This is a genomic window from Bradyrhizobium sp. SZCCHNR1053 (assembly GCF_032381235.1).
Lineage (GTDB): Bacteria > Pseudomonadota > Alphaproteobacteria > Rhizobiales > Xanthobacteraceae > Bradyrhizobium.
The window spans coordinates 130,889-151,560 of sequence record NZ_JAUHJM010000001.1; the positions used below are offsets into that span (position 1 = coordinate 130,889).

14 protein-coding genes are annotated in these 20,672 nt (G+C 67.2%); 6 read left to right on the forward strand and 8 right to left on the reverse strand.

From position 1 onward, the window contains the following. The first annotated feature begins 50 nt into the window (after nucleotides 1-50). Nucleotides 51-1,298, forward strand: coding sequence for a LysM peptidoglycan-binding domain-containing protein (locus tag QX051_RS00650; RefSeq protein ID WP_315774644.1), 1,248 nt, complete (start codon nucleotides 51-53; stop codon nucleotides 1,296-1,298). Between the two features lie 207 nt (nucleotides 1,299-1,505). Here the strand turns inward: QX051_RS00650 and QX051_RS00655 are convergent, their stop codons facing one another. Next, nucleotides 1,506-2,942, reverse strand: coding sequence for a PLP-dependent aminotransferase family protein (locus tag QX051_RS00655; RefSeq protein ID WP_315774645.1), 1,437 nt, complete (start codon nucleotides 2,940-2,942; stop codon nucleotides 1,506-1,508). Nucleotides 2,943-3,049: 107 nt separating this feature from the next. Between QX051_RS00655 and QX051_RS00660 the strand changes: the two genes are divergently transcribed. Both QX051_RS00660 and QX051_RS00665 read left to right on the forward strand, forming a co-directional pair. After that, the gene (locus QX051_RS00660) at nucleotides 3,050-4,177 is read left to right on the forward strand and encodes a pyridoxal phosphate-dependent aminotransferase (protein WP_315774646.1); all 1,128 of its coding nucleotides are present in this window, start codon (nucleotides 3,050-3,052) and stop codon (nucleotides 4,175-4,177) included. A gap of 250 nt (nucleotides 4,178-4,427) precedes the next feature. Continuing rightward, entirely contained in the window at nucleotides 4,428-5,594 is a 1,167-nt protein-coding gene (locus QX051_RS00665) for a trans-sulfuration enzyme family protein (protein WP_315737794.1), read from the forward strand. Here the strand turns inward: QX051_RS00665 and QX051_RS00670 are convergent, their stop codons facing one another. Both QX051_RS00670 and QX051_RS00675 read right to left on the reverse strand, forming a co-directional pair. Beyond that, nucleotides 5,595-6,953 (reverse strand): peptidoglycan DD-metalloendopeptidase family protein, encoded by a 1,359-nt coding sequence (locus QX051_RS00670; protein ID WP_315774648.1) that lies wholly within the window; start codon nucleotides 6,951-6,953, stop codon nucleotides 5,595-5,597. A 105-nt stretch (nucleotides 6,954-7,058) separates the two neighbouring features. Next, nucleotides 7,059-7,745, reverse strand: a complete 687-nt coding sequence (locus QX051_RS00675) for a peroxiredoxin (RefSeq protein ID WP_315774649.1) — start codon at nucleotides 7,743-7,745, stop codon at nucleotides 7,059-7,061. A 514-nt stretch (nucleotides 7,746-8,259) separates the two neighbouring features. Here QX051_RS00675 and QX051_RS00680 point away from each other — a divergent pair. Further along, nucleotides 8,260-11,970 carry a DUF3971 domain-containing protein gene (locus QX051_RS00680; RefSeq protein ID WP_315774650.1) on the forward strand — a complete coding sequence of 1,237 codons (3,711 nt, stop codon included), beginning with the start codon at nucleotides 8,260-8,262 and terminating at the stop codon, nucleotides 11,968-11,970. 52 nt (nucleotides 11,971-12,022) lie between these two features. Here QX051_RS00680 and QX051_RS00685 read toward each other — a convergent pair whose 3' ends face one another. From QX051_RS00685 to tyrS, 3 genes are all read right to left on the reverse strand, one after another. Continuing rightward, nucleotides 12,023-13,720, reverse strand: coding sequence for a methyl-accepting chemotaxis protein (locus QX051_RS00685; protein WP_315774651.1), 1,698 nt, complete (start codon nucleotides 13,718-13,720; stop codon nucleotides 12,023-12,025). A 149-nt stretch (nucleotides 13,721-13,869) separates the two neighbouring features. Continuing rightward, a complete protein-coding gene (locus tag QX051_RS00690; RefSeq protein WP_315774652.1) occupies nucleotides 13,870-15,129 on the reverse strand; it encodes an MFS transporter in 1,260 nt (419 codons plus the stop codon). Between the two features lie 55 nt (nucleotides 15,130-15,184). Next, the gene (gene tyrS / locus QX051_RS00695) at nucleotides 15,185-16,438 is read right to left on the reverse strand and encodes a tyrosine--tRNA ligase (RefSeq protein ID WP_315774653.1); all 1,254 of its coding nucleotides are present in this window, start codon (nucleotides 16,436-16,438) and stop codon (nucleotides 15,185-15,187) included. A 193-nt stretch (nucleotides 16,439-16,631) separates the two neighbouring features. On the opposite strand from tyrS, the gene QX051_RS00700 reads away from it, so the two are divergent. After that, nucleotides 16,632-17,735: an anhydro-N-acetylmuramic acid kinase gene (locus QX051_RS00700; RefSeq protein ID WP_315737801.1), complete on the forward strand. Its 1,104-nt coding sequence runs from the start codon at nucleotides 16,632-16,634 to the stop codon at nucleotides 17,733-17,735. An 81-nt stretch (nucleotides 17,736-17,816) separates the two neighbouring features. Further along, on the forward strand, nucleotides 17,817-18,500 hold the full coding sequence (locus QX051_RS00705; protein WP_315774655.1) for a glutathione S-transferase family protein: 684 nt from the start codon (nucleotides 17,817-17,819) through the stop codon (nucleotides 18,498-18,500). Nucleotides 18,501-18,829: 329 nt separating this feature from the next. Here the strand turns inward: QX051_RS00705 and QX051_RS00710 are convergent, their stop codons facing one another. Continuing rightward, nucleotides 18,830-19,477, reverse strand: coding sequence for an alpha/beta hydrolase (locus tag QX051_RS00710; RefSeq protein ID WP_008971476.1), 648 nt, complete (start codon nucleotides 19,475-19,477; stop codon nucleotides 18,830-18,832). A gap of 331 nt (nucleotides 19,478-19,808) precedes the next feature. After that, entirely contained in the window at nucleotides 19,809-20,657 is an 849-nt protein-coding gene (locus tag QX051_RS00715; protein ID WP_315774656.1) for a LytTR family DNA-binding domain-containing protein, read from the reverse strand. Between the last annotated feature and the right edge of the window lie 15 nt (nucleotides 20,658-20,672).

The following is a 20,672-nucleotide window of genomic DNA, read 5'->3' on the forward strand; positions in this document are numbered from 1 at the left end:
CTGGCGGAGCCGTCGTCTCCGTGTTCGCCGCGAACAGGACGGAGCTACGCATGAGCACCGGAATCAGTCGAGGCGTGTTTTGGGCAGGCGGTTTCGTGGCCGCGCTCGCGGCGGGCGCTGCCGCGATCGTGCTGGCGCCTGGTATCGATCTCGACCTTTCGATCTTCAAGCGTGAGCTGTCGGCCGCAAGCCCGACGGATGCTGCAGCACCGCGAGCGGCGTCTGCCCCAGCGGCTCCGGGCCGCGCGGTGGTGGAGCAGGAGCCGGCAGACCCGGGCGGCGCGAAGCAAGCTGCGGCCGCGCTGGCGACTGCCCGGCAACAGGCTAGCGGTCTGGCAGCGCTGTTGGCGCCGGTCGCGCCAGCCGCTCTCGACAGCGACGAGCCGTCGTTCGACGTGGTCAGCGTGGAGCCCTCGGGGGAGACCGTGGTCGCAGGCCGGGCCGCGCCCGGCGCGACCGTCGAACTGCTGCGCAACGGCGAGCCGCATGCGCAAACGGTTGCCGATCGATCGGGACAATTCTCCATGGTTCCGCCTCCCTTGCCGGCTGGAGCGTTCGACCTGACCCTGCGGTCACGGCAGCTCGACGGCCGCGAGGTGTCATCCAAGCAGAGCGTGGCCGTCGTGGTCGACGCCCGAAAGCAACCGCCTACGGTCGCGTTGATCGCGCCGGACCAGCCGACCCGCGTGCTGTCGAAGCCTGAGGGGGCGACGCCTCAGGCCGTGGCGATAGAGGCCGTGGACTTCGAGCCGAACGGAAATCTGCGCGTCAGTGGACGGGCCCGGCCCGGCGCGACGGTGCGGCTCTATCTCAACGATCGCCTGGTCAGCTCGGCCATTGCCGGTGCTGACGGTCGTCTCGCGGCGACCATCAAGGACGCCGCCTGGGGCAGCAAGGACCGGTTGCGGCTCGACGAGGTGGATGCCAAGTCGGGCACGGTTCAGGCCCGCGCGGAAGTGCCTTTGAACGTACCGGAGACGCTGACCACGGCCTCGCTGCCCGCGGCCGCCGGCCAGGGGAGCGCAGCCGCTCCCGCGAGCGCAAGCGCTCCAGGCGCGCGCACGCAGCTTGCGGCGGCATCGCCGGCCGACCTCAAGGACATGGCGGCATCACCCGCCCGCGGCGGTGGCGCCAGGACGATCACCGTGTCGCGCGGCGACAGTCTGTGGCACATCAGCCGGCGCCTGCTCGGCGAGGGCACGCGCTATGCGGTCATCTACCGTGCCAACCGCGAGCAGATCCGCCGGCCCGATCTGATCTATCCCGGCCAAGTGTTCGTGCTGCCGGCCAAGCGCTAGGCGGGGCTGAACTGACCGCTCGCGCAGATCCATGATTGAACCATCGCTGTCATCGTCCGCGAAGGCGGACGATCCAGTACGCCGAGACGTCGCGGTTCGCATCTTCTGCCGCGGAATACTGGATGCTCCGCTTTCGCGGAGCATGGCGAGGGTGGAGACGGCCAGACTTCCACCGCCCATCAATTGCCGGCTCTCAGGAAACGGTGTCTAGGCGAGCGGCTCATGAGCCAGCTCCCCCAGCCGTTCGACGCTGCGCTCGATGCGTGCGTCCCAGTCGTGGCTGCAGCTCAGCCGCAGGCAGTTGCGATAATCTGATGTCGCCGTGAACAGGCTGCCGGGCACGAAGCAGATGCGTTCGCGGATGGCGTGGTCATAAAGTGCGTCGGAATTGAAATCCGCGGGCAGCTCCAGCCAGAGCACGAAGCCGCCTCTGGGGTCGGTCATCCGCGTCTCCTTGGGGAAGCTGCGGTCGACAGTGCGGCGCATGCGGTCCATGTTGGCGGCGAACACCTTGCGGATGCGCCGCAGATGGGCGTCGTAGCCGCCGGAGCCGAGGAAGTCCGCCATCGCCTTCTGCGGCAAGGCCGCGCCGCTCAGCGACAGCGCGAACTTCGCGGCAAGGATCTGATCGTGGCGGCGGTTGGAGGCGAGCCAGCCGATGCGATAGCCCGGCGCGATGGTCTTCGAGAACGAGCTGCACAGGATGATGTCGGCCTTCGGGGCGATCGCGGCGAATGGGCGCGGCCGGTCGTCGCCGAAGCTGATGTCGCCGTAGATGTCGTCCTCGATCAGCGGCACGCCGTGGCGCGTGAGCACGCGGATGATGGCGGCCTTGCTGGCATCGTCGGTGCGCGTGCCCAGCGGATTGTTGAAGCTCGAGGCGAGCAGGCAGGCGGCGACGCGGCGCGCGCCGAGCGCCTTGTCGAGCGCGGCGACGTCGACGCCACGGGTCGGATCGGTCGGCAGCTCCAGCGCGCGCAGGCCGCGGGCTTCGAGCACCTGGAGCAGGCCGAAATAGGTCGGGGATTCGATCGCGACCGCGTCGCCCGGCCGGGTGGTGACGCTCAAGGCGATGTTCAGCGCCTCGGTGCAGCCGTTGGTGATGAGGACGCCATCGGGCGGCACGGCGTGGCCGAGGCGCAGTGCGCGCGCGGAGATCTGCGCGCGCAGCTCGGCATCGCCATGCGGATCGGCGTAGATGTTGTAGTGGCGGCCATGGACGCGGGCGCAGCGGGCGAGATGACGGTCGAGCCGCTCGGCGGCGAGCAGGTCGGCGCTCGGGAGGGCGCAGCCCAGCGGCGCATAGGTCGGGTCGCCGGCAAAGGCGAGCACGCTGAAGACGGGACTGGAGACGGCCACCGGGTTGGCGCGCTGCGGCGGCTGCGACGCGGTCGGCAGCGCGCGCTGCCGGTGGCTCCGCTGCGTGACGTAGAAGCCGGATTTCGGCCGGGCTTCGAGCACGCCGCGATCTTCCAGCAGGCGATAGGCCTGCACCGCCGTGGTCAGACTGACGCCGTGCTGGGCGGCGAAGGCGCGCACCGAGGGCGCGCGCATGCCCGGACGCAGGACGTTGTCGTCGACCAGCGCCGTGAGGTGGCCGGCGAGGGCTTCGTAGAGCGGCGAAGACGGGGTGCGCTGGTCCATACAGATCATCCAATCGCAAATCTGTACTGGTGGCAATCGGGCGTCTCTGTATCTGTCATCCCCAGCCCCCCGGGCGGTAGCTTGAGCGCATCACTCGGAGCTCAGCCATGCCGCACGTGCCCAGCCGTTTCCCGTACAACGACATCATCAGCTTGACCTCGCAGCCGGTCCGCTACGATCTCGCCGAGAGCATCGGCCCGGATCTTGGGCTTGACGAGCTGCTCGCGGACGGGCTCGGCGACGCGCTGACGGATGTTGTGCTGAGCTATGGTCCGACCGAAGGCCACCTCGAGCTGCGCGAGCTGATCGCCGCGCGACATGGTGTCGGCGCTGACGACGTCATCACCACCGTCGGCGCCATGCAGGCGCTGTTCCTGACGGCCTTCGTTCTCAGCGCGCCCGGCGCTGAGGTCGTGATCGGACGTCCTGCGTTTCCCAACGCGCGCAACGTGCTTGCGTCGGTGGGCCTGCGCGTTCTCGACCTGCCGCTGCATTTCGATGACGGCTATCGTCTCGATGTCGGCCGCCTGCGCTCGTTGCTGACGGCGCGGACGCGGCTGGTCAGCCTGGCCTCGCCGCAGAATCCGTCCGGCGTGGCGCTGTCCGATGCCGAGCTGCGCGAGGTGCTCGCGGCGATGGACGAGATCTGCCCCGATGCGTTCCTGCTGGTCGACGAGACCTATCGCGAGGCCGTGCATGGCGAGGCGGAGCCGCGTCCGAGCGTCGTCGCGCTGGATCGGCGCATCATCAGCTGCGCGTCGTTCTCGAAATGCCATGGCGCGCCGGGCATCCGCACCGGATGGGTGATCACGCGGGACGAGGCGCTGCGCGCACAGCTCGTGCTCGGCAAGTTCAACACCACGATATCGAACTCGGTCGTCGATGAGGCGATCGCGCGATCGATCCTGCGGAATCTCGACGGGATCATGCGCGAGCGGCGCCGTCATCTTGCCGAGGGTCTGGCGCGCACCGCCGGCTTCGTTGCCGCCCATGCCCGCCTGCTCGAATGGATCAGGCCGGATGCGGGCGCGCTGTGCTGCATCAGGCTCAGGCGCGAGATGTTCGAGGACGCGGCGGTGGCGCGCTTTCATCGCGAGCTGGCCGATCGCGAGACTCGCGTCGGTCCGGGATCGTGGTTCGGCGACGAGGCGCGGGTATTCCGTCTCGGCTTTGGCGTGCTCGCGTTGCCCGAACTCGACGAGGCGCTGCGGCGCGTCTCACAGGCGCTGAAATAGGCGTCCGTTATGGCGGTCGATCAGCCGTCATTGCGAGCGAAGCGAAGCAATCCAGGGCTGCGAGTGCGACTCTGGATTGCTTCGTCGCTTCGCTCCTCGCAATGACGGTGCCCCAAGATGACCTTTCGCCAAGCGGCCGGCCTCTTCTCAGTTGGATCGGTCACTCCCCAGTTTCGGTTATCGAAACCGCCCCCCCTGACCTCGCGCATTTGCGTTACGATGGCTGCACGCATTGTCTCACGAGGTGTCCATGCACGATCTCACCCGCTGCGTTCAACATCCTGCCGTGTCGCATGACGGCTTCACGTCGCTGGCCGTTCCCACCTATCGCGCCTCGACCATCGTCTATGACGATCCGCAGGACTTTGCCGGGCGCGCCGCGCGCGGCCTCGACGGCTACACCTATGGCCTGCACGGCACGCCGACGACACGGACGCTGGAAGCGCAGATCACCGCGCTGCATGGCGGCGAGCGCACGGTGCTGGTGCCGTCCGGACAGGCCGCGGTCGCGATCACGATGCTCGCCGTGCTCAAGCCCGGCGACACCGTGCTGATCCCCGATCACGTCTATCCGCCGGTGCGGCATCTGTGCGCCAATTATCTCGCCTCGCGCGGCATCGCGCATCGCGTCTATGATCCGCTGATCGGCGCCGGGATCGCCGATCTCATCGACGCCAGCACCAAGCTGGTCTGGCTGGAGTCGCCGGGCTCGGGCACGATGGAGGTGCAGGACGTGCCGGCGATCGCGCGGGCCGCGCGGGCGCGGGGCGTGCTCACCGGTTGCGACAACACCTGGGCGAGCCCGCTGCTGTTCAAGCCGCTGGCGCATGGCGTCGATTTCGCAGTGGAGGCGCTGACCAAATATGTCGGCGGTCATTCCGACCTGCTGCTCGGCTCGATCACGGTTGGGGATCTCGGCCTGCGCAAAGCGCTGAAGGAGGTGCTCGGCGTGCTCGGCATCGGCGTCTCGCCGGACGAGGCGGCGCTGGCGCTGCGCGGCATCGAGACGATGGGCGTGCGCATGGCGCATTCCGGCCGGGTCGCGCGCGAGTTCGCCGAGCGCCTGCAGGCCGCGCCGGCGGTCGCGCGCGTGCTGCATCCGGCGCTGCCGTCCTGTCCCGGCCACGAGATCTTCGCGCGCGACTTCAAGGCCGCGAGCACGGTGTTCAGCCTGGTGATCAAGCCGGAGTTCACGGCGCGAATTAATCCGGCGCTCGGCCATGTCCGCCTGTTCGCGATCGGCGCCTCCTGGGGCGGCACCCACAGCCTGATCGCGCCGATGGATGTGGTCGCCGACCGCACGGTGCGGCCGTGGAATGCCGCGGAAGGATTGGTGCGGCTCAGCATCGGACTCGAGGAGCCGGGCGAACTGTGGGACGACCTGTCGCGCTTTCTGGATGCGCTGGTGGCGGGCTGATCAGCCAGCGCTCAACCTGATCCCCGCGCGCAAGAATTTCTGCGGGTCGACGGCTTCGCCGTCGATGCGGGTCTCGTAGTGCAGATGCGGGCCGGTCGAGCGGCCGGTCGAGCCGACCTCGCCGATGATGTCGCCGATCTTCACCTGCTGGCCGATCTTGACGTTGATCTCGGAGAGATGGCCGTAGCGGGTGGAGAGGCCGTTGCCGTGATCGACCTCGACCATGCGGCCATAGCCGCCGGCCCAGCCGGCATTGACCACCTTGCCGTTCGCGGTCACGCGAACCGGATCGCCGGTGGCAGCACGGAAGTCGAGACCGGTATGCATCGCGGGGCGGCCGACGAACGGATCCGAGCGCACGCCGAAGCCGGAGGTGAACTCGACCTCGCCGATGACCGGCTTGCGATAGGGTACCAGCGACAGCGCGCGGTTCATCTTCTCGACCTGGGCGCGGGTGATGCTGATGCGGTAGAGCTGACGCTCGAACGGACCGGATTCGGCGCCGAGCTTGACCGGCACGAACGGGCCGCCCATGCCGCCCTTCGGCGCGGCCGCCTCGAGCTGGCCCATGTCGAGGCCGAGGTCGGTGATGACGCCGCGCATCCGCCGCAGCTTCGATTCCAGCGTCTCCTCGGCCGAGGACAGCATCGCGATCTGCCGCGCCTCGACCTGGTCGAGCGAGCGCGTCAGCCGCGTCAGCACGCTGTCGACGCCGGCGAGCTTGGTCGATGGGTTCGGCTGCGCATTCGCCATCACGGGGCTGCGCGATTCGAGCCGGGCCTCGCGGTCCGGCGGCGCGGTGAAGATCACGGTGTCGCTGATCGGCGACGGTTTTGGCGCGGACGACGCCGACTCGGTTGCCGCGGGTCCGCGCGCCGGCAGACGGATCGAGCCGGTGACGTCGGGCATGCTACCCAGCGCGGTGGCGCGACCTTCGAGCGCGGTCTGGCGCTTCAGAATCTGGTCGAGCTTCTGGTCGAACTGTTCCTGGTCGAGCAGCTGGCGGCTGGTGGCGCGGTCGACCTTGGCGCGCAGCTCGGCGATGCGGTCCTCATAGGCGTATTGCATCTCGGCCTGGCGCGCGATCAGCCGCGTCAGCACGTCGTCGCGGAAGGCGAAATAGGTCGCGGTCGCCGCCGACCAGAGGCCGAGCAGGCTGACGGTGCCGACCACGATCCAGAACACCACGGGGCCGATGCGCACCTGCTTGCCGGCATGCACCAGCGTGTAGTCGCCCTGCGATGCGGCCGCGACCTGCGCCGGATGGCTGACGGGTGCACGCCGATGGTGGTGGGCGTGCCCGCGATCATGAGGATGGTGCTGGGGATATTCGGCGTGATGGCCGGAACGATACGACATCGGCACTCCCGCGCCGGCCGGAGATCGTCATTCCAGCGGCGTCATTTACGGGAGCGATTTGACCTCTGCATGGTTAATTTTCCGCCAACGCCGTCAGGCGCATTCTCAGAGCGCGCGCGTCGCCGCCAGCACCGCATCGGCGTGGCCGTCGACCTTGACGTTGCGCCACATCTTGGCGACGCGGCCGTCGGCGCCGATCAGGATGGTGCTTCGGATGATGCCGAGGAACTTGCGGCCATAGAGCGACTTCTCGCCCCAGGCGCCGTAGGCCCCCAGCATCTCGTGCGTCTCGTCCGAGATCAGGGGCACGGCGAGATCGTGCTTGTCGCGGAAATTGTCCTGTGCCTTGACCGAATCGGCGGAGACGCCGAGCACGGCGGCGCCGGCGGCGGCGAAGTCCTTCGACAGGCGGGTGAAGTCGATCGCCTCCTTGGTGCAGCCGGGCGTATTGGCCTTGGGATAGAAGAACAGCACGAGCTTCCGGCCGGCATAGTCGGCCAGCGAGACGGTTCCGCCGCCATCGCGCGGCAGCTTGAAGGCGGGCGCCTTGGCGCCCTCGGCGAGGCCCGTTCCGGCCGCAGCCGGCGTCGCGGGCTTGGCCTTCGCCGCCCCGGTTTTGGTGGGCGCGGCTTTGGTCGTCGCGGTCTTTGCGGAGGTCGTCTTGGCGGCTTTCGTCAATGCCGGTTTGGCCGTCTTCTTGGTCGCCTTCTTGGCCGCGGTGGCGAGCCGGTTCCCGTCAATCGCCCCGTAGGACGCCGGGTTGGAGGATTTCTTTTGTGATTCCTTTGACATACGCCTTCCTTTCGTCGCTTTCGGCGGCTCAAAAATGAAAGTATCTCGGTTCTTGTCCGGTGTCCCGGGATCGATCTGGCATCCGTGCTTCGCGGCGCGCAGGGGATCACGCCTCTTGCGATGAAGAGAAGATCATGGCTACCAGCAGGCGTGAGCACCAGCGCAGTCGAGCACAGTGCAATGACGACTCTCGTACCGTCCGGATCAGACGCTCCACCAAAAATTTCGTCCGGCGGTGGAGCGGCGCCGGTCCGCTGGCGCGAGCAGGTGGGCAAACCTGACGGCGGTGGGGTATGGTGACGGGGATTTCGCGCGTCGTCCGCGCCGCCGGCGTACCGCCGGCAGGCGTGTTGACAGCTCCCGCCGAAGCGTGACGGGATCATTGGGGGATCGGGCCCTGCCGGCAGTGAGCACGCGCGCTGCGTGAACGGGCGGGGCTACACCGGCGACCAACCTGGCCGAGGCCAGATTGACACGAAATGTTTCGGACACGAGGGGCCGGCACCGAGAGGCAATGGCAAGACAGACATCACCCCACCGGCCCCATCTGCAAGCGGACACCCAGGGCCAACAGTGGGATGAGGCCGACTGGGATGTGGCCGACCAGTACGAGGCCGCCGCCGAGCCCGACGAGAGGGCTGGGCAGCGCGCCCGCCGCCTGTTGTCGCGGTCCGATTCGGGCGAGAGCACCGGTCGATTCGGCGGATCGCGCCCGCGTGTGCCGGGCGGCCGCATGGTCAAGCGGGTCGTCGTCACCTTGGCATCGCTGATGCTGCTCGTGGGGCTCGGCTTCGCCGGCCTGTGGCTGCGGCTGGGTGCGGGCCCGATCAGCCTCGATCTGGCGACGCCGTGGCTCGCGGCGGCGATCGAGGACAATATCGGCCACGGCAACACCGTCGAGGTCGGCGGCACCCAGATCGAGCGCGCCGGCCGGATCCGGATCGCGGTCCGGATCCGCGATATCATCGTGCGCGATCAGGATCACGCCATCGTCGCCAGCGCGCCCAAGGCCGAGGTGCGGCTGTCCGGCGCTGCGCTGCTGATGGGCCAGCTGCGCGCCGAGAGCCTCAAGCTGGTCGACGCCGAGCTTGCGATCCGCATCACGCCGGACGGCACCGTCACCGTATCGACGGGTGAGACCAACAAGCCGCTGGCGACGGGCGTCGCCTCCAAGCGCGACGCCGGCCTGCCGCCGACATTCCCGCGGCCGGGACAGGCCGCGCCACCGCCCAATGCGCCGGGACCGCAGGCCGGCTCGCAGCCGTCAGCACCGACCACTTCGACTTTGCCTGCGACTGCCGCGCCGGCCGCTCCCCAGAACGGCCTGCTGGCCGGCCTCGACTGGCTCGACAGCCTCAGCCTGACCGGGCTCGATGGCCAGAACCTGAACGAGATCGGGTTGAAGAACGGCGTGCTGGTCGTCGACGACCAGCAGCGCGGCAACAAATGGACGTTCGAGAACATCAGCCTCAGCCTGCGCCGGCCGTCCGGCGGCGGGGTGGCGCTGAGCCTCGGCGAAGAGGGCGCCAAGCCGTGGCAGCTGCGCATCCTGGTCGGGCCGCAGGCCAACGGCGTGCGCACGGTCGACATCAAGGCCGACAAGGTCTCCACCAGCAACATCCTGCTGGCGATGCGGCTCAAGGATCTCACCTACATGGCGGACCTGCCCATGAGCGGCGAGATCAAGGGCGAGCTCGCGCGCGACGGGCTGCCGACCTATCTGCGCGGCAAGATCAACATCGGCGCGGGCAAGATCATCGACACCGATACGCCCGACTATCCGATGGCGATCGATTCCGCCGAGATCAGCATGGAATGGGACGCCGGGCGCCGCGTGCTGATCGCGCCGTTGAAGGTGATCTCGGGCGCCAACCGCGTCACGCTCAACGCCAATCTCGAGCCGCCGAACGACACCGCAAACGACTGGCGGCTGGGTCTCAACGGCGGCACCATTCTGCTCGGCGCCATCGAAAACGAGCCGCCGCTGATCTTCAACCGCATCTCGATCAACTTCCGCTTCGACACCGAGGGCAAGCGCGTGCTGCTGACGCAGGCCGAGGTGTCCAACGGCGAGATCGGCGTCGCCGGCACCGGCAGCGTCGAATATGCCGGCGAGCCGCGGCTGAAGCTCGGCTTCGCGGCGACGCCGATGCCCGCGCTGGCGATGAAGCGGATCTGGCCGGCGCTGATCGTGCCGGAGGTGCGGGCCTGGATCATCGAGCGCATCGAACGCGGCTCGGTGCAGCGGATCGATGTCGCGGTCAATTCGCCGACGCGCAACCTGCCGCGCAAGGGGCCGCCGATTCCCGACGATGGTCTCGACGTCAACATCGTCGCCACCAATGTCACCGTGCATCCGGTCGACGGCCTGCCGTCGGTGCGCGATGCCGACGTGAAGGCGCATGTCACCGGCCGCACCGCGACGGTGACGATCGGGCAGGGCGTCGCGGATACGCCGGCCGGACGCAAGCTCAACTTCTCCGACGTCGTGTTCGAAGTGCCGGACATGGCGCCGAAGCCGTCGCCGTCGCGGGTACGCATGCGCGTCGAAGGTCAGGTCGCCGCTGCCGCCGAGATCCTCGCCTCCGACCGGCTCAACGATCTGTCGTCGATGCCGATCGATCCCAACCAGACCAAGGGAACGTTCCAGGCCAGCGTCAATCTCGCGATGCCGGTCAAGGGCGAACTGACCAAGGCCGACACCAGTTACGCGGTCACGGCCGATCTCAACGGCTTTGCCGCCGACAAGCTGGTGATGAACCAGAAGCTCGAGGCCAACACGCTCAAGATCGTGGCCAACACCGCCGGCTATCAGGTGAAGGGCGACGTCAAGATCAACGGCCAGCCGGCCACGCTCGACTATCGCAAGCCGACCGAGGGCGACGCCGACATCAAGATGCAGGCGATCCTCGACGATGCCAGCCGGGCCCGGCTCGGCATGGATCTGGGCACCGCGATCACCGGCAACGTGCCGCTCAAGCTCAATGGCAAGATCGCGGGCTCCAGCGATCGCGACAGCCGCATCGGCGTCGAGGCCGATCTGACCCAGCTCAAGCTCGACAACCTGCTGCCGGGCTGGGTGAAGAATCCGGGCAAATCGGGGAAGGCCACCTTCAACGTTGTCGCCAAGCAGCAATCGACACGCTTCGAGGACATCAGCATCGAAGGCGGCGGCGTCTCCATCAAGGGCTCGCTGGAAGTCGACCAGAACGGCGACCTGATGAACGCCAACTTCCCGACCTATTCGCCGTCGGAAGGCGACAAGACGCAGCTCAAGGCCGAGCGCGGCCAGGACGGCGTGCTGAAGCTGTCGATGCGTGGCGACGTGTTCGACGGCCGCGGCTTCCTGAAGTCGGCGATCTCGGGCACCAACAAGGACGCCGACAAGAACAAGGCGCGCTCGAACCTCGACTTCGACGCCGAGGTCAAGCTTGGCGCCGTCGCCGGCTTCAACGGCGAGGCGCTGCGCAGCGTCGACGTCAAGCTCTCCAGGCGCGGCGGTGCCTTCAAGAGCTTCAATCTGAGCGGAAAGGTCGGCCGCGACACGCCGGTGACGGCCGACCTGCGCATCGGCCGCGAGGCGCCCAGCGCCGATCCGCGGGCACGCCGCCAGGGCCGCGAGGTGATCTATCTGGTGACCAATGATGCCGGCGCGCTGCTGCGGTTCGCCGACACCTATTCCAAGATGGCAGGCGGCGAGCTGGAGCTTGCGATGGAGCCGCCGACGGCCGACACCAGCCCCAAGGAGGGCCTGGCGATCGTTCGCAACTTCACCGTCAGGGGTGAGCAGGCGCTGGATCGCGCTGCCTCAGGCGCCGCACAGGGCGCCTCGCAAGGCATCGCCTTCACCATGCTGCGCGCGGAGTTCACGCGGCAGAACGGGCTGCTCTCGATCCGCGACGGCGTGGTCAAGGGACCGACGCTCGGCCTGACCATCGAGGGCAGCATCGACTACAACGTCAACCAGGTCCGGGCTTCGGGCACGATCGTGCCGCTGTACGGGCTGAACAACATGTTCAACCAGATCCCGATCGTCGGCCTGTTCCTCGGCGGCAGCAATGAGGGGCTGTTCGGCGTGACCTACGAGGTCGTCGGCACGCCGAGCCAGCCGGTGGTGCGCATCAATCCGATCTCGGCCATGCTGCCGGGCGTGACGCGCAAGATCATGGACTTCAACACCGGCAGGCAGCAATACCCGCCGGCGGAGCTGCCGCCGAACAATTGACGCCGCTGGCCGCGTCAGCGTTTGGCGACGCCGTTGTGGCGGATCGAAGCGGTCAGGCGGCTCTGACGCCCGCAAGGAAGGTGTCGACCTCGCGGGAGAGCTGCTCGGCCTGCTTGGAGAGGTTGCCGGCGGCGATCAGCACGTGGCCGGCGGCGCTTCCGGTCTCATTGGCCGCCGTCGAGACGCCGCCGATGTTGGCGGTGACCTCGCGGGTGGCCTGCGCCGTCTGGGTGACGTTGCGCGCGATCTCCGCCGTGGCGGTTCCCTGCTCCTCGATCGCCGATCCGATCGTCGCGGCGATCGCCGACACCTCCTCGATGGTCAGGGTGATGCCGTCGAGCGCGCCGACCGCTTCCCTGGTCGCGTTCTGGATCTGGGCGATGCGGTCGCCGATCTCCTGCGTGGCCTGCGCGGTCTGGCTGGCCAGGCTCTTCACCTCCGCTGCGACCACGGCGAAGCCGCGGCCGGCTTCGCCGGCGCGCGCGGCCTCGATCGTGGCGTTGAGCGCCAGCAGGTTGGTCTGGCCCGCGATGCTGGAGATCAACTCGGCAACGTGCTCGATCTGCTTGGCGCCGTCGGCCAGTGCGCGAACGATCCCGTCGGTGTGGCGCGCGCTTTCGACGGCGCGTCCGGTGACCTCGGCGGATTGGGCGACCTGACGGCTGATCTCGGTGATCGACGAGGTCAGCTCCTCCGCAGCGGTGGCGACCGTCTGCACGCGCGAGCTCGCTTCCGTCGCCGCGGAGCTGACGGCGGTGGCGCGCGCATTGGTGCTCTCTGCCGTGCCGGTCATCGATTTTGCCGTCGCCTCGAGCTCTCCGGCGCCGGACGCCATCAGGGCGACGAGCTGGCCGACGGAGGCATCGAAGCGGTCGGCCATCGCAATCAGCGCGTCGCGCTTGTCCGCTTCGCTGCGCTGCTTGGATGCGGCCTGCTCCTGCTCCAGCATGCGCGCGGTGATCGCCGTCTTGCGCAGCACCTCCAGGGTCTCGGCCATGCGGCCGATCTCGTCGCCACGCTCGGTCTCGGCCACCGGCTGCTCGAGCCGCCCGCCGGCGATATCCTGCATGCGATCCTTCAGCCGATGCAGCCCGCCGACCACGTTGTGCGAGATCAGGAAGGACAGGAGGCCGAGCAGCACAAGCAGCGCCGCGCCGATCCCCGCGAGCCGCATCAGCAGTGCATAGACATCCGCCTCGATGTCGTCGACATAGAGCCCGTAGCTCATGACGATGTTCCACGGCGCGAAGCTGCGGACGAAGACGACCTTCCTGAGCGGCTCGGTCTGGCCGGGCCGGGGATAGAGATAGGACGTCGTGCTGCCTTCGGGTTTCTGCTGCGCAGCCTTGATCTGCGCATCGGCGATCATGACGCCGTTGGCGTCCTTGGTGCCGAGGATCTTGCCTTCCAGCTTCTCGTTGGCGGCGTTCAGAAGAAGCGCCGAATCGGACGCGTTGTAGGCGATCGGATATCCCTGGCCGTTGTTGAACGTCATCCGTCGCGCAAGATAGCGGAACTTGTTCTTGGCCTCCTCCACCGACATCTTTCCTGCCGCGACCTCCGTCTGCAGCGTCTCCGCGAGGCCGTAGACGAGGTCGACCGCCGTATGCATCTGGGTGATGCGGTCCTCCAGCATGCGCGCGCGGCTGAGCCAACCGGAGACGGCCACGATCGCGATCACCGTCGCGATCGCAAGGATCACCATGCTTGCAAGCTTGGTGCGGAACTTCATGCGGCTGAGCAGTGTCACGGCGTCCTCTTCGTTGTTGTTGCCGGAACAACTATCATCAAGCTGCTTACTAATCATGAATGCGAATCTGTCGAGCCGAGTCCATTATGTGGACTGACGCGGCAATCAGGCGCGTCCCAGCACATCGTGCGCGGATGGCCCGACCGCAACTACGTGCGGAGGGCAGGAACCACGAGGAACGGGATCATCCCGATGACGACGCTCACGAGCGCGAGCAGAATGACGGCATCGTAGCCGTGGGTGAGATCGTGGATGACGCCGCCGCTCCACGATCCCAGCGCGGATCCGAGCCCGCTGCCGATCGTGATGGTGCCGTAGATGGTGCCGAGCCGCTTGCCGCGGAAGATCTTCATCGCGGTGGCCGACAGGAGCGGTCCGCGCGAGCCGATCATGCTGCCGAAGCAGACGACGAAGCCGGTGAGCAGGAAGATGTTCGGCGAGAATTGCAACGCCCACAGCATCAGGATTCCTGCGATCGATACGGCGTAGGAGAACAGCACCGACGGCCGTCGGCCGATCAGCCCATCGAGGGCCGAGACGCCGAGCATGCCGAACAGCAGCACCACGCCCGAGAAGCCCCAGGCGGTGGCGGCCTGCAGCGGCGCGAAGCCGGCGTCGATCAGATAGGCGACGACCTGCGGCGCGATCGCATACATGCCAACGGCGGTGAAGAAGAAGGTCGAGAACAACGCCCAGAAGGCGTGATGACGTAGCGCCCGCGACAAGGTCCAGGCATCGTCGGCGAGCTCGTCGGCGACGGGCCTGGTGATGTGGGGCGCGCCGGCGGCAAACAGCCGCCAGGGCAGCAGCGCCAGCGGCACCAGCAGAATGAAGGCGGCGGCGCCGAACGCCTGATATGTGCTGCGCCACCCGATCGCGTCGATCAGCAGTTGTGAGCCCGGCAGCAGGATCAGCACGCCGGCGCCGGTGGCGGAATAGATCATCGCCATCGCGGTCGGCAGCTTCTTGCCGAACCAGCGGCCCAGCAGGATCGAGTTGGGGACGTTGCCGATCAGCGCGATGCCGATGCCGACGCACAGGCCGATGCTGATCTGGAATTGCCACAGCGCCTGCGCGTGCGCGGCGGCCGTGAAGGCTGAACCAAGCAGCAGGAGGCCGAGCGCATAGACGGCGCGTGGTCCGGAGTGGTCGAACAGCCGCCCGATCAGCGGAGCGGCGAGGCCGCCGGCGAGCGCCGTCAGCGAATAGATCGAGACGACCTCGGAACGATCCCAGCCGAAGCTGTCGGAGATCGGCTTGAGAAAGACGGTGAAGCTTTCTCCCAGCCCGCGGCCGATCACCGACAGCGCAAAGCAGAGACCCAGCACCACGAACGCCATGCGCACTCGTGGTGGAGCTGTCGGGGTTTCCTCGGCTTGCGCAGGCTCTCGCGGCGCGCTGATCGTCATGCCGTCAGGGAGCGCCTTTCGGCCTTCCCTGACAAGCAGGCAAAAAGGAATGCGGCTATGCAGGCTTGACCAGCACGTGGCGCTTCTTGCCCAGCGACAGCTTGATCACGCCCTCGCTGGTCAGCGCCGCCGGCGTCAGCGCCATCTTCTCGTCGGTGACCGCAACGTCGTTGACGCGCAGGCCACCGCCCTTGATCTGCCGCCGCGCCTCGCCGTTGGAAGCCACGAGGCCGGCCTTGACGAAGGCGTTGAGCACGCCAAGGCCAGCGTCGAGCTCGGCCTGCGGCACCTCGACCGTCGGCAGGTTCTCGGCGATGGCGCCTTCCTCGAAGGTGCGGCGGGCGGTCTCGGCAGCGGTGCGCGCCGCCTCTTCGCCATGCAGCAAGGTGGTGGCCGCATCGGCCAGTGCCTTCTTGGCCTCGTTGATCTCGGCGCCCTGCAGTGCAGCGAGCTTCTCGATTTCGGACAGCGGCAGCGTGGTGAACAGCTTGAGGAACTTGACGACGTCGGCGTCCTCGGTGTTGCGCCAGTACTGCCAGAAATCATACGGGCTGCACTGGTCGGCATTGAGCCAGATCGCGCCCTGCGCGGTCTTGCCCATCTTGGCGCCGGACGCGGTGGTCAAGAGCGGCGTGGTCAGCGCGAACAGCTGCTCGGTGCCCATGCGGCGGCCGAGCTCGACGCCGTTGACGATGTTGCCCCACTGATCGGAGCCGCCCATCTGCAGCCGGCAGCCGGTGCGCCGCGCCAGCTCGACGAAGTCGTAGGCCTGGCAGACCATGTAGTTGAACTCGATGAAGCTCATCTCCTGCTCGCGCTCGAGCCGCAGCTTGACCGAATCCATGGTCAGCATGCGGTTGACCGAGAAGTGCCGGCCGATGTCGCGCAGCATCTCGATCCATTTCAGCTGCGTCAGCCATTCGGCATTGTCGAGCATGATGGCGTCGGTCGCGCCATCGCCGTAGCGCAGCACCTTGGCGAACACGCCGCGGATCGACGCCTTGTTGGCCTCGATCTCCTCGACCGTGCGCATCGCCCGGGTCTCGTCCTTGCCGGAGGGATCGCCGACCATCGTCGTACCGCCGCCCATCAGGGTGATCGGCTTGTTCCCGGTCTGCTGCAGCCAGTACAGCATCATCATGGTCAGGAAGTTGCCGATGTGCAGCGAGCGTGCGGTGCAGTCATAGCCGACATAGGCGGTCGCCTGGCCCTTGGCGGCGAGGGCATCCAGCCCCTCGAAATCCGAGCACTGATGAATGAACCCGCGGCTCTGCAGCACGTTCAGGAAATCAGACTTGAAGCCAGTCATTGTCGGCGACTCTGAGCATTTGTTTACGGTATTGACCGCTTGTCGCGGGGACGTGCGGGGGGCACATGCCACGGATACGGGCGTTGTGGCATTATAAGATGCGCCGGGCTTGTACAAGCATGTGCACGGCCTGGGCGGGACCTCAAATCGGCCGTACTTGGCAAGCAGGGCAGGGTTTTTAGGTTCGACTGCAATGATTCTGACCGCACTTGGCCTCATGAGTGGCACCTCGCTCGACGGGGTGGACGTGGCCCTCATCGAGACCGATGGGCGGCAGATCAAGAGCCTCGGTCCCTCGGGCTACCGGGCCTATAGCGCCGCGGAGCGCAGCCTGCTGCGCGAGGCGCTCGCCGATGCGGTGCAGATCGAGCGGCGCGATGCGCGCCCCGGACGGGTGCGCGACGCCGAGCGCGTCGTGACGGTGGCGCATGCCGAGGCGGTCGCCGCGTTCCTGGCGCAGCACCGGCTCAAGCCCGAGGACATCGATATCATCGGCTTTCACGGCCAGACTGTGCTGCACCGCCCCGAACGCCGCCTGACCGTGCAGATCGGCGACGCGGCCGCGCTCGCCAAGTCCGTCCATATCCCGGTGATGCACGATTTCCGCGCTGCCGACGTCGATTTCGGCGGGCAGGGCGCGCCGTTCGTGCCGGTCTATCACCGCGCCCTGGCGCAATCGCTGTCGCGCGCGGGGCCGATCGCCGTCGTCAATATCGGCGGCGTCTCCAACATCACCTATATCGACGGCGACGACGTGCTGATCGCCTGCGACACCGGTCCCGGTAATGCGCTGCTCGACGACTTCATGCACCGGACCACGGGCCAAGCATTCGATCAGGATGGCCGCGTGGCGGAGCAGGGCAACCCGGACGAGGCCTGGATCACCAGCGCGCTGGAAATGCCCTTTTTCGCGCTGCCGCCGCCGAAATCTCTCGACCGCAACGATTTTGCCGCGCTGAAGCTGGGCGATGTGAAGCCGGCGGACGGGGCCGCGACCCTGACGGCGTTCACGGCCGCAGCGATTGCCCGCATCATCCCGCTGCTGCCGAAGCCGCCGGCGAGCTGGATCGTCTGCGGCGGCGGCGCCCGCAACCATACCATGATGCGGATGCTGCGCGAGCGTGTCGCGCCGGCGAGCGTCGAATCGGCCGATGCGCTGGGCTGGTCGGCGGACGCCATCGAGGCCCAGGCGTTCGGCTTCCTGGCGGTCCGCGGCATGAAGGGCCTGCCGCTGAGCTATCCCACCACCACAGGCGTGCCGTTTCCGATGACCGGCGGGGTGATTGCTCGCCCTTGATTCATGCAATTGCATGAACCTTGACAGTTCGATGCGCGTGCATCTAGTTTGATGCATCTGCATCAAACTGTCGAGGATGTCATGGCGCCTGTCCTGAAGCTGATCAGCCACAAGCTCTGCCCCTATGTGCAACGCGCCGTCATTGCGCTCACCGAGAAGGGCGTCGCATTCGAGCGGATCGACATCGATCTCGCCAACAAGCCCGACTGGTTCCTGAAGATCTCGCCGCTCGGCAAGGTGCCGGTGCTGGTGCTGGTGGTACCCTTAGGCCAGGGCGAAGTCGCGCTGTTCGAGAGCAACGTGATCTGCGAGTACATCGAGGACACGCAGCCGGCTGTGAGGCTGCATCCCGAGGACGCGCTGGTCCGCGCGCAGCATCGGGCCTGGATGGAGTTCGGCTCTGCGATCCTCGGCGATCTCTGGGGCCTGGAGACGACGCAGGATGCCGCATTGTTCGCGGCCAAGCGCGAGGCGTTGACGGCGAAGTTTGCTCGCGTCGAGGATGCGCTGGGCGAGGGGCCGTATTTTGCCGGCGCGCGTTTCAGCCTGGTCGACGCCGTGTTCGCGCCGATCTTCCGCTACTTCGATGTGTTCGATGCGTACGGTGATCTCGGCATCTTTGCGTCCACGCCGAAGGTTCGGGCGTGGCGCGATCAACTCGCGCAGCGGCCGAGCGTGAGGACGGCGGTCAGCGCCGACTATCCGCAGCTGCTGCGCGCGTTCCTCGCGCGGCACGATGCGTATTTGTTGAAGCAGGCGGCGTAGAGAGGCACGACGTTGTCATGGAAGGTGCCGGCTCCACTCACAGCGTCATCGTCCGCGCAGGCGGACGATCAAGTATTCCGAGACGCCGGTGACGAACTGAGAAGCCGCGGCGTACTGGATCACCCGCCTGCGTGGGTGATGACGGCGGAGGATGTGGCGACAGTTCGTAGTTCGTAGGGTGGGCAAAGCCGCAGGCGTGCCCACCATCGTCTCCGAGCCGCCAAATGAAGATGGTGGGCACGGCGCGTTGCGACCATCCGCGTTGACGGAGTGTCGGACGCGCCTTTGCCCACCCTACAGATCGAGGGCTTTGCAGCGACGTACCGACCTCACCTCACATTGGCGAGGCGCATGTCGAGATAGGCGGTGATGGTTTCCATCAGTGGCTCGAGCTTGCCGTCGAAGAAGTGGTTGGCGCCGGGGATGACCTGCTGGTCGATCACGATGCCCTTCTGCGTCTTCAGCTTCTCGACCAGCGTGTTGACGTCCTTGGGCGGCACCACCGCGTCGCGCTCGCCATGCACGATCAGCCCGGAGGACGGGCAGGGCGCGAGGAACGAGAAGTCGTAGAGATTGGCGGGCGGCGCGATCGAGATGAAGCCCTCGACCTCCGGGCGGCGCATCAAAAGCTGCATGCCGATCCAGGCGCCGAACGAGAAGCCGGCGACCCAGCAGGCGCGTGCCTCGGGGTTGATGGTCTGCGCCCAATCGAGCGCGGACGCCGCATCCGACAGCTCGCCGGTGCCGTGGTCGAACGAGCCCTGGCTGCGGCCGACGCCGCGGAAATTGAAGCGCAGCACCGAGAAGCCGCGATGCGCGAAGGCATAGTAGCACTGGTACACGATCTGATGGTTCATCGTGCCGTGGAACTGCGGATGCGGATGCAGGATCATCGCGATCGGCGCGTTCTTCTGCTTCGCCGGATGGTAACGGCCTTCGAGGCGGCCGGCCGGACCGTTGAAGATGACTTCAGGCATCAGAGAATCCTTGGCAGAGCGTCGACCGACTTCGTCCATGCTTCATCTGGCGCCTCGCCGAAGATATCAGCAGCGGACATCAGCAGGAAAAGTGGTGATCGAGCGCCATCCGTTCGCTTGGACGGAGCAGCGCTGGCGTGACTGGAAGTTGGCCTTCTAGCATGGAGCGCGGGGCAAAAAGCAAGGATTTTCAACGCCCGGCAAGGCGGCTGCGGCAGGGATGCAGACCGGGCCGCCGATACAGCGGCGGGGCGAAGCGGCCGCGGAACGTCATCCGAATGCGCCTGCAATTCTATGAAAATACTGGCGTTTTCGTCTGCAGCCCGGCCGTTCAGCGCAGCGACGCCGTCTGCTCCAGCTGCGCAACGGCGCTGCGATAGCGGCGGCTGCCCTGCACGGATTGTCCGTTGTCGAAGGTCAGGCCGAAATCGCCCGTTGGCAGGACCGAAAGCGCGGCGACCCGGGCCATGTTGACCAGCCGGCCGCGGTGGATGCGGACGAGCGCGAAGCGGGCGAGCTCGACCTCGGCGGCCGACAAGGTGCCGCGGATGAGATGCCGCCTGCCGTCGGCCATGGCATATTCGACGTAGTTGCCGGCCGCGGCGACCCACAGGATGTCGGCCGGCGAGATGCGGATGCGGCTCGGGCCGTCGCGCAGCCAGAGCGTGGCAGGGGCAGGAGGCTCGGATCGCCGTGTCGGCTCTCGGACAGCGCTCGCGCGATAGCCGTCGTACAGCCAGAGCGTGCCACCGATGAGGAGCGCCGTCATGACGTCCTTGCGGAACTCGTACACGATGGTGGCCAGCGAGAGCTGGAAGTCGTACGCGCCGCCCGCGGTCCACATCAGCAGCTTGCGCAGCGTCACCATGCCGATCATGTGAAGCGCAGAGAACGCGACGACGGCAGCAATTGTGAGCGCGATGTGACGTGCCATGGCAGCCGGGCCCAGCCGGATGGAACGAACGGTGGCGACCAGCAGCGGCGCCAGCAGGATGATGACGACAATGCTCGTCATTTCCCACAGCAACTGCTTTTCCAGATCATAGGCCGCGCCCCGCCTGACGGCATCGTGGGCGGCGGAAAGGGCGTTGACGACGCCGATGCCGAGCGAGAGCCCGGCCATGATCGCGTAGAAGGTACGATCATTCGGACGCAGCATCGAGCCGACAAGCTTGTTCATGGCACCGGACCCGCT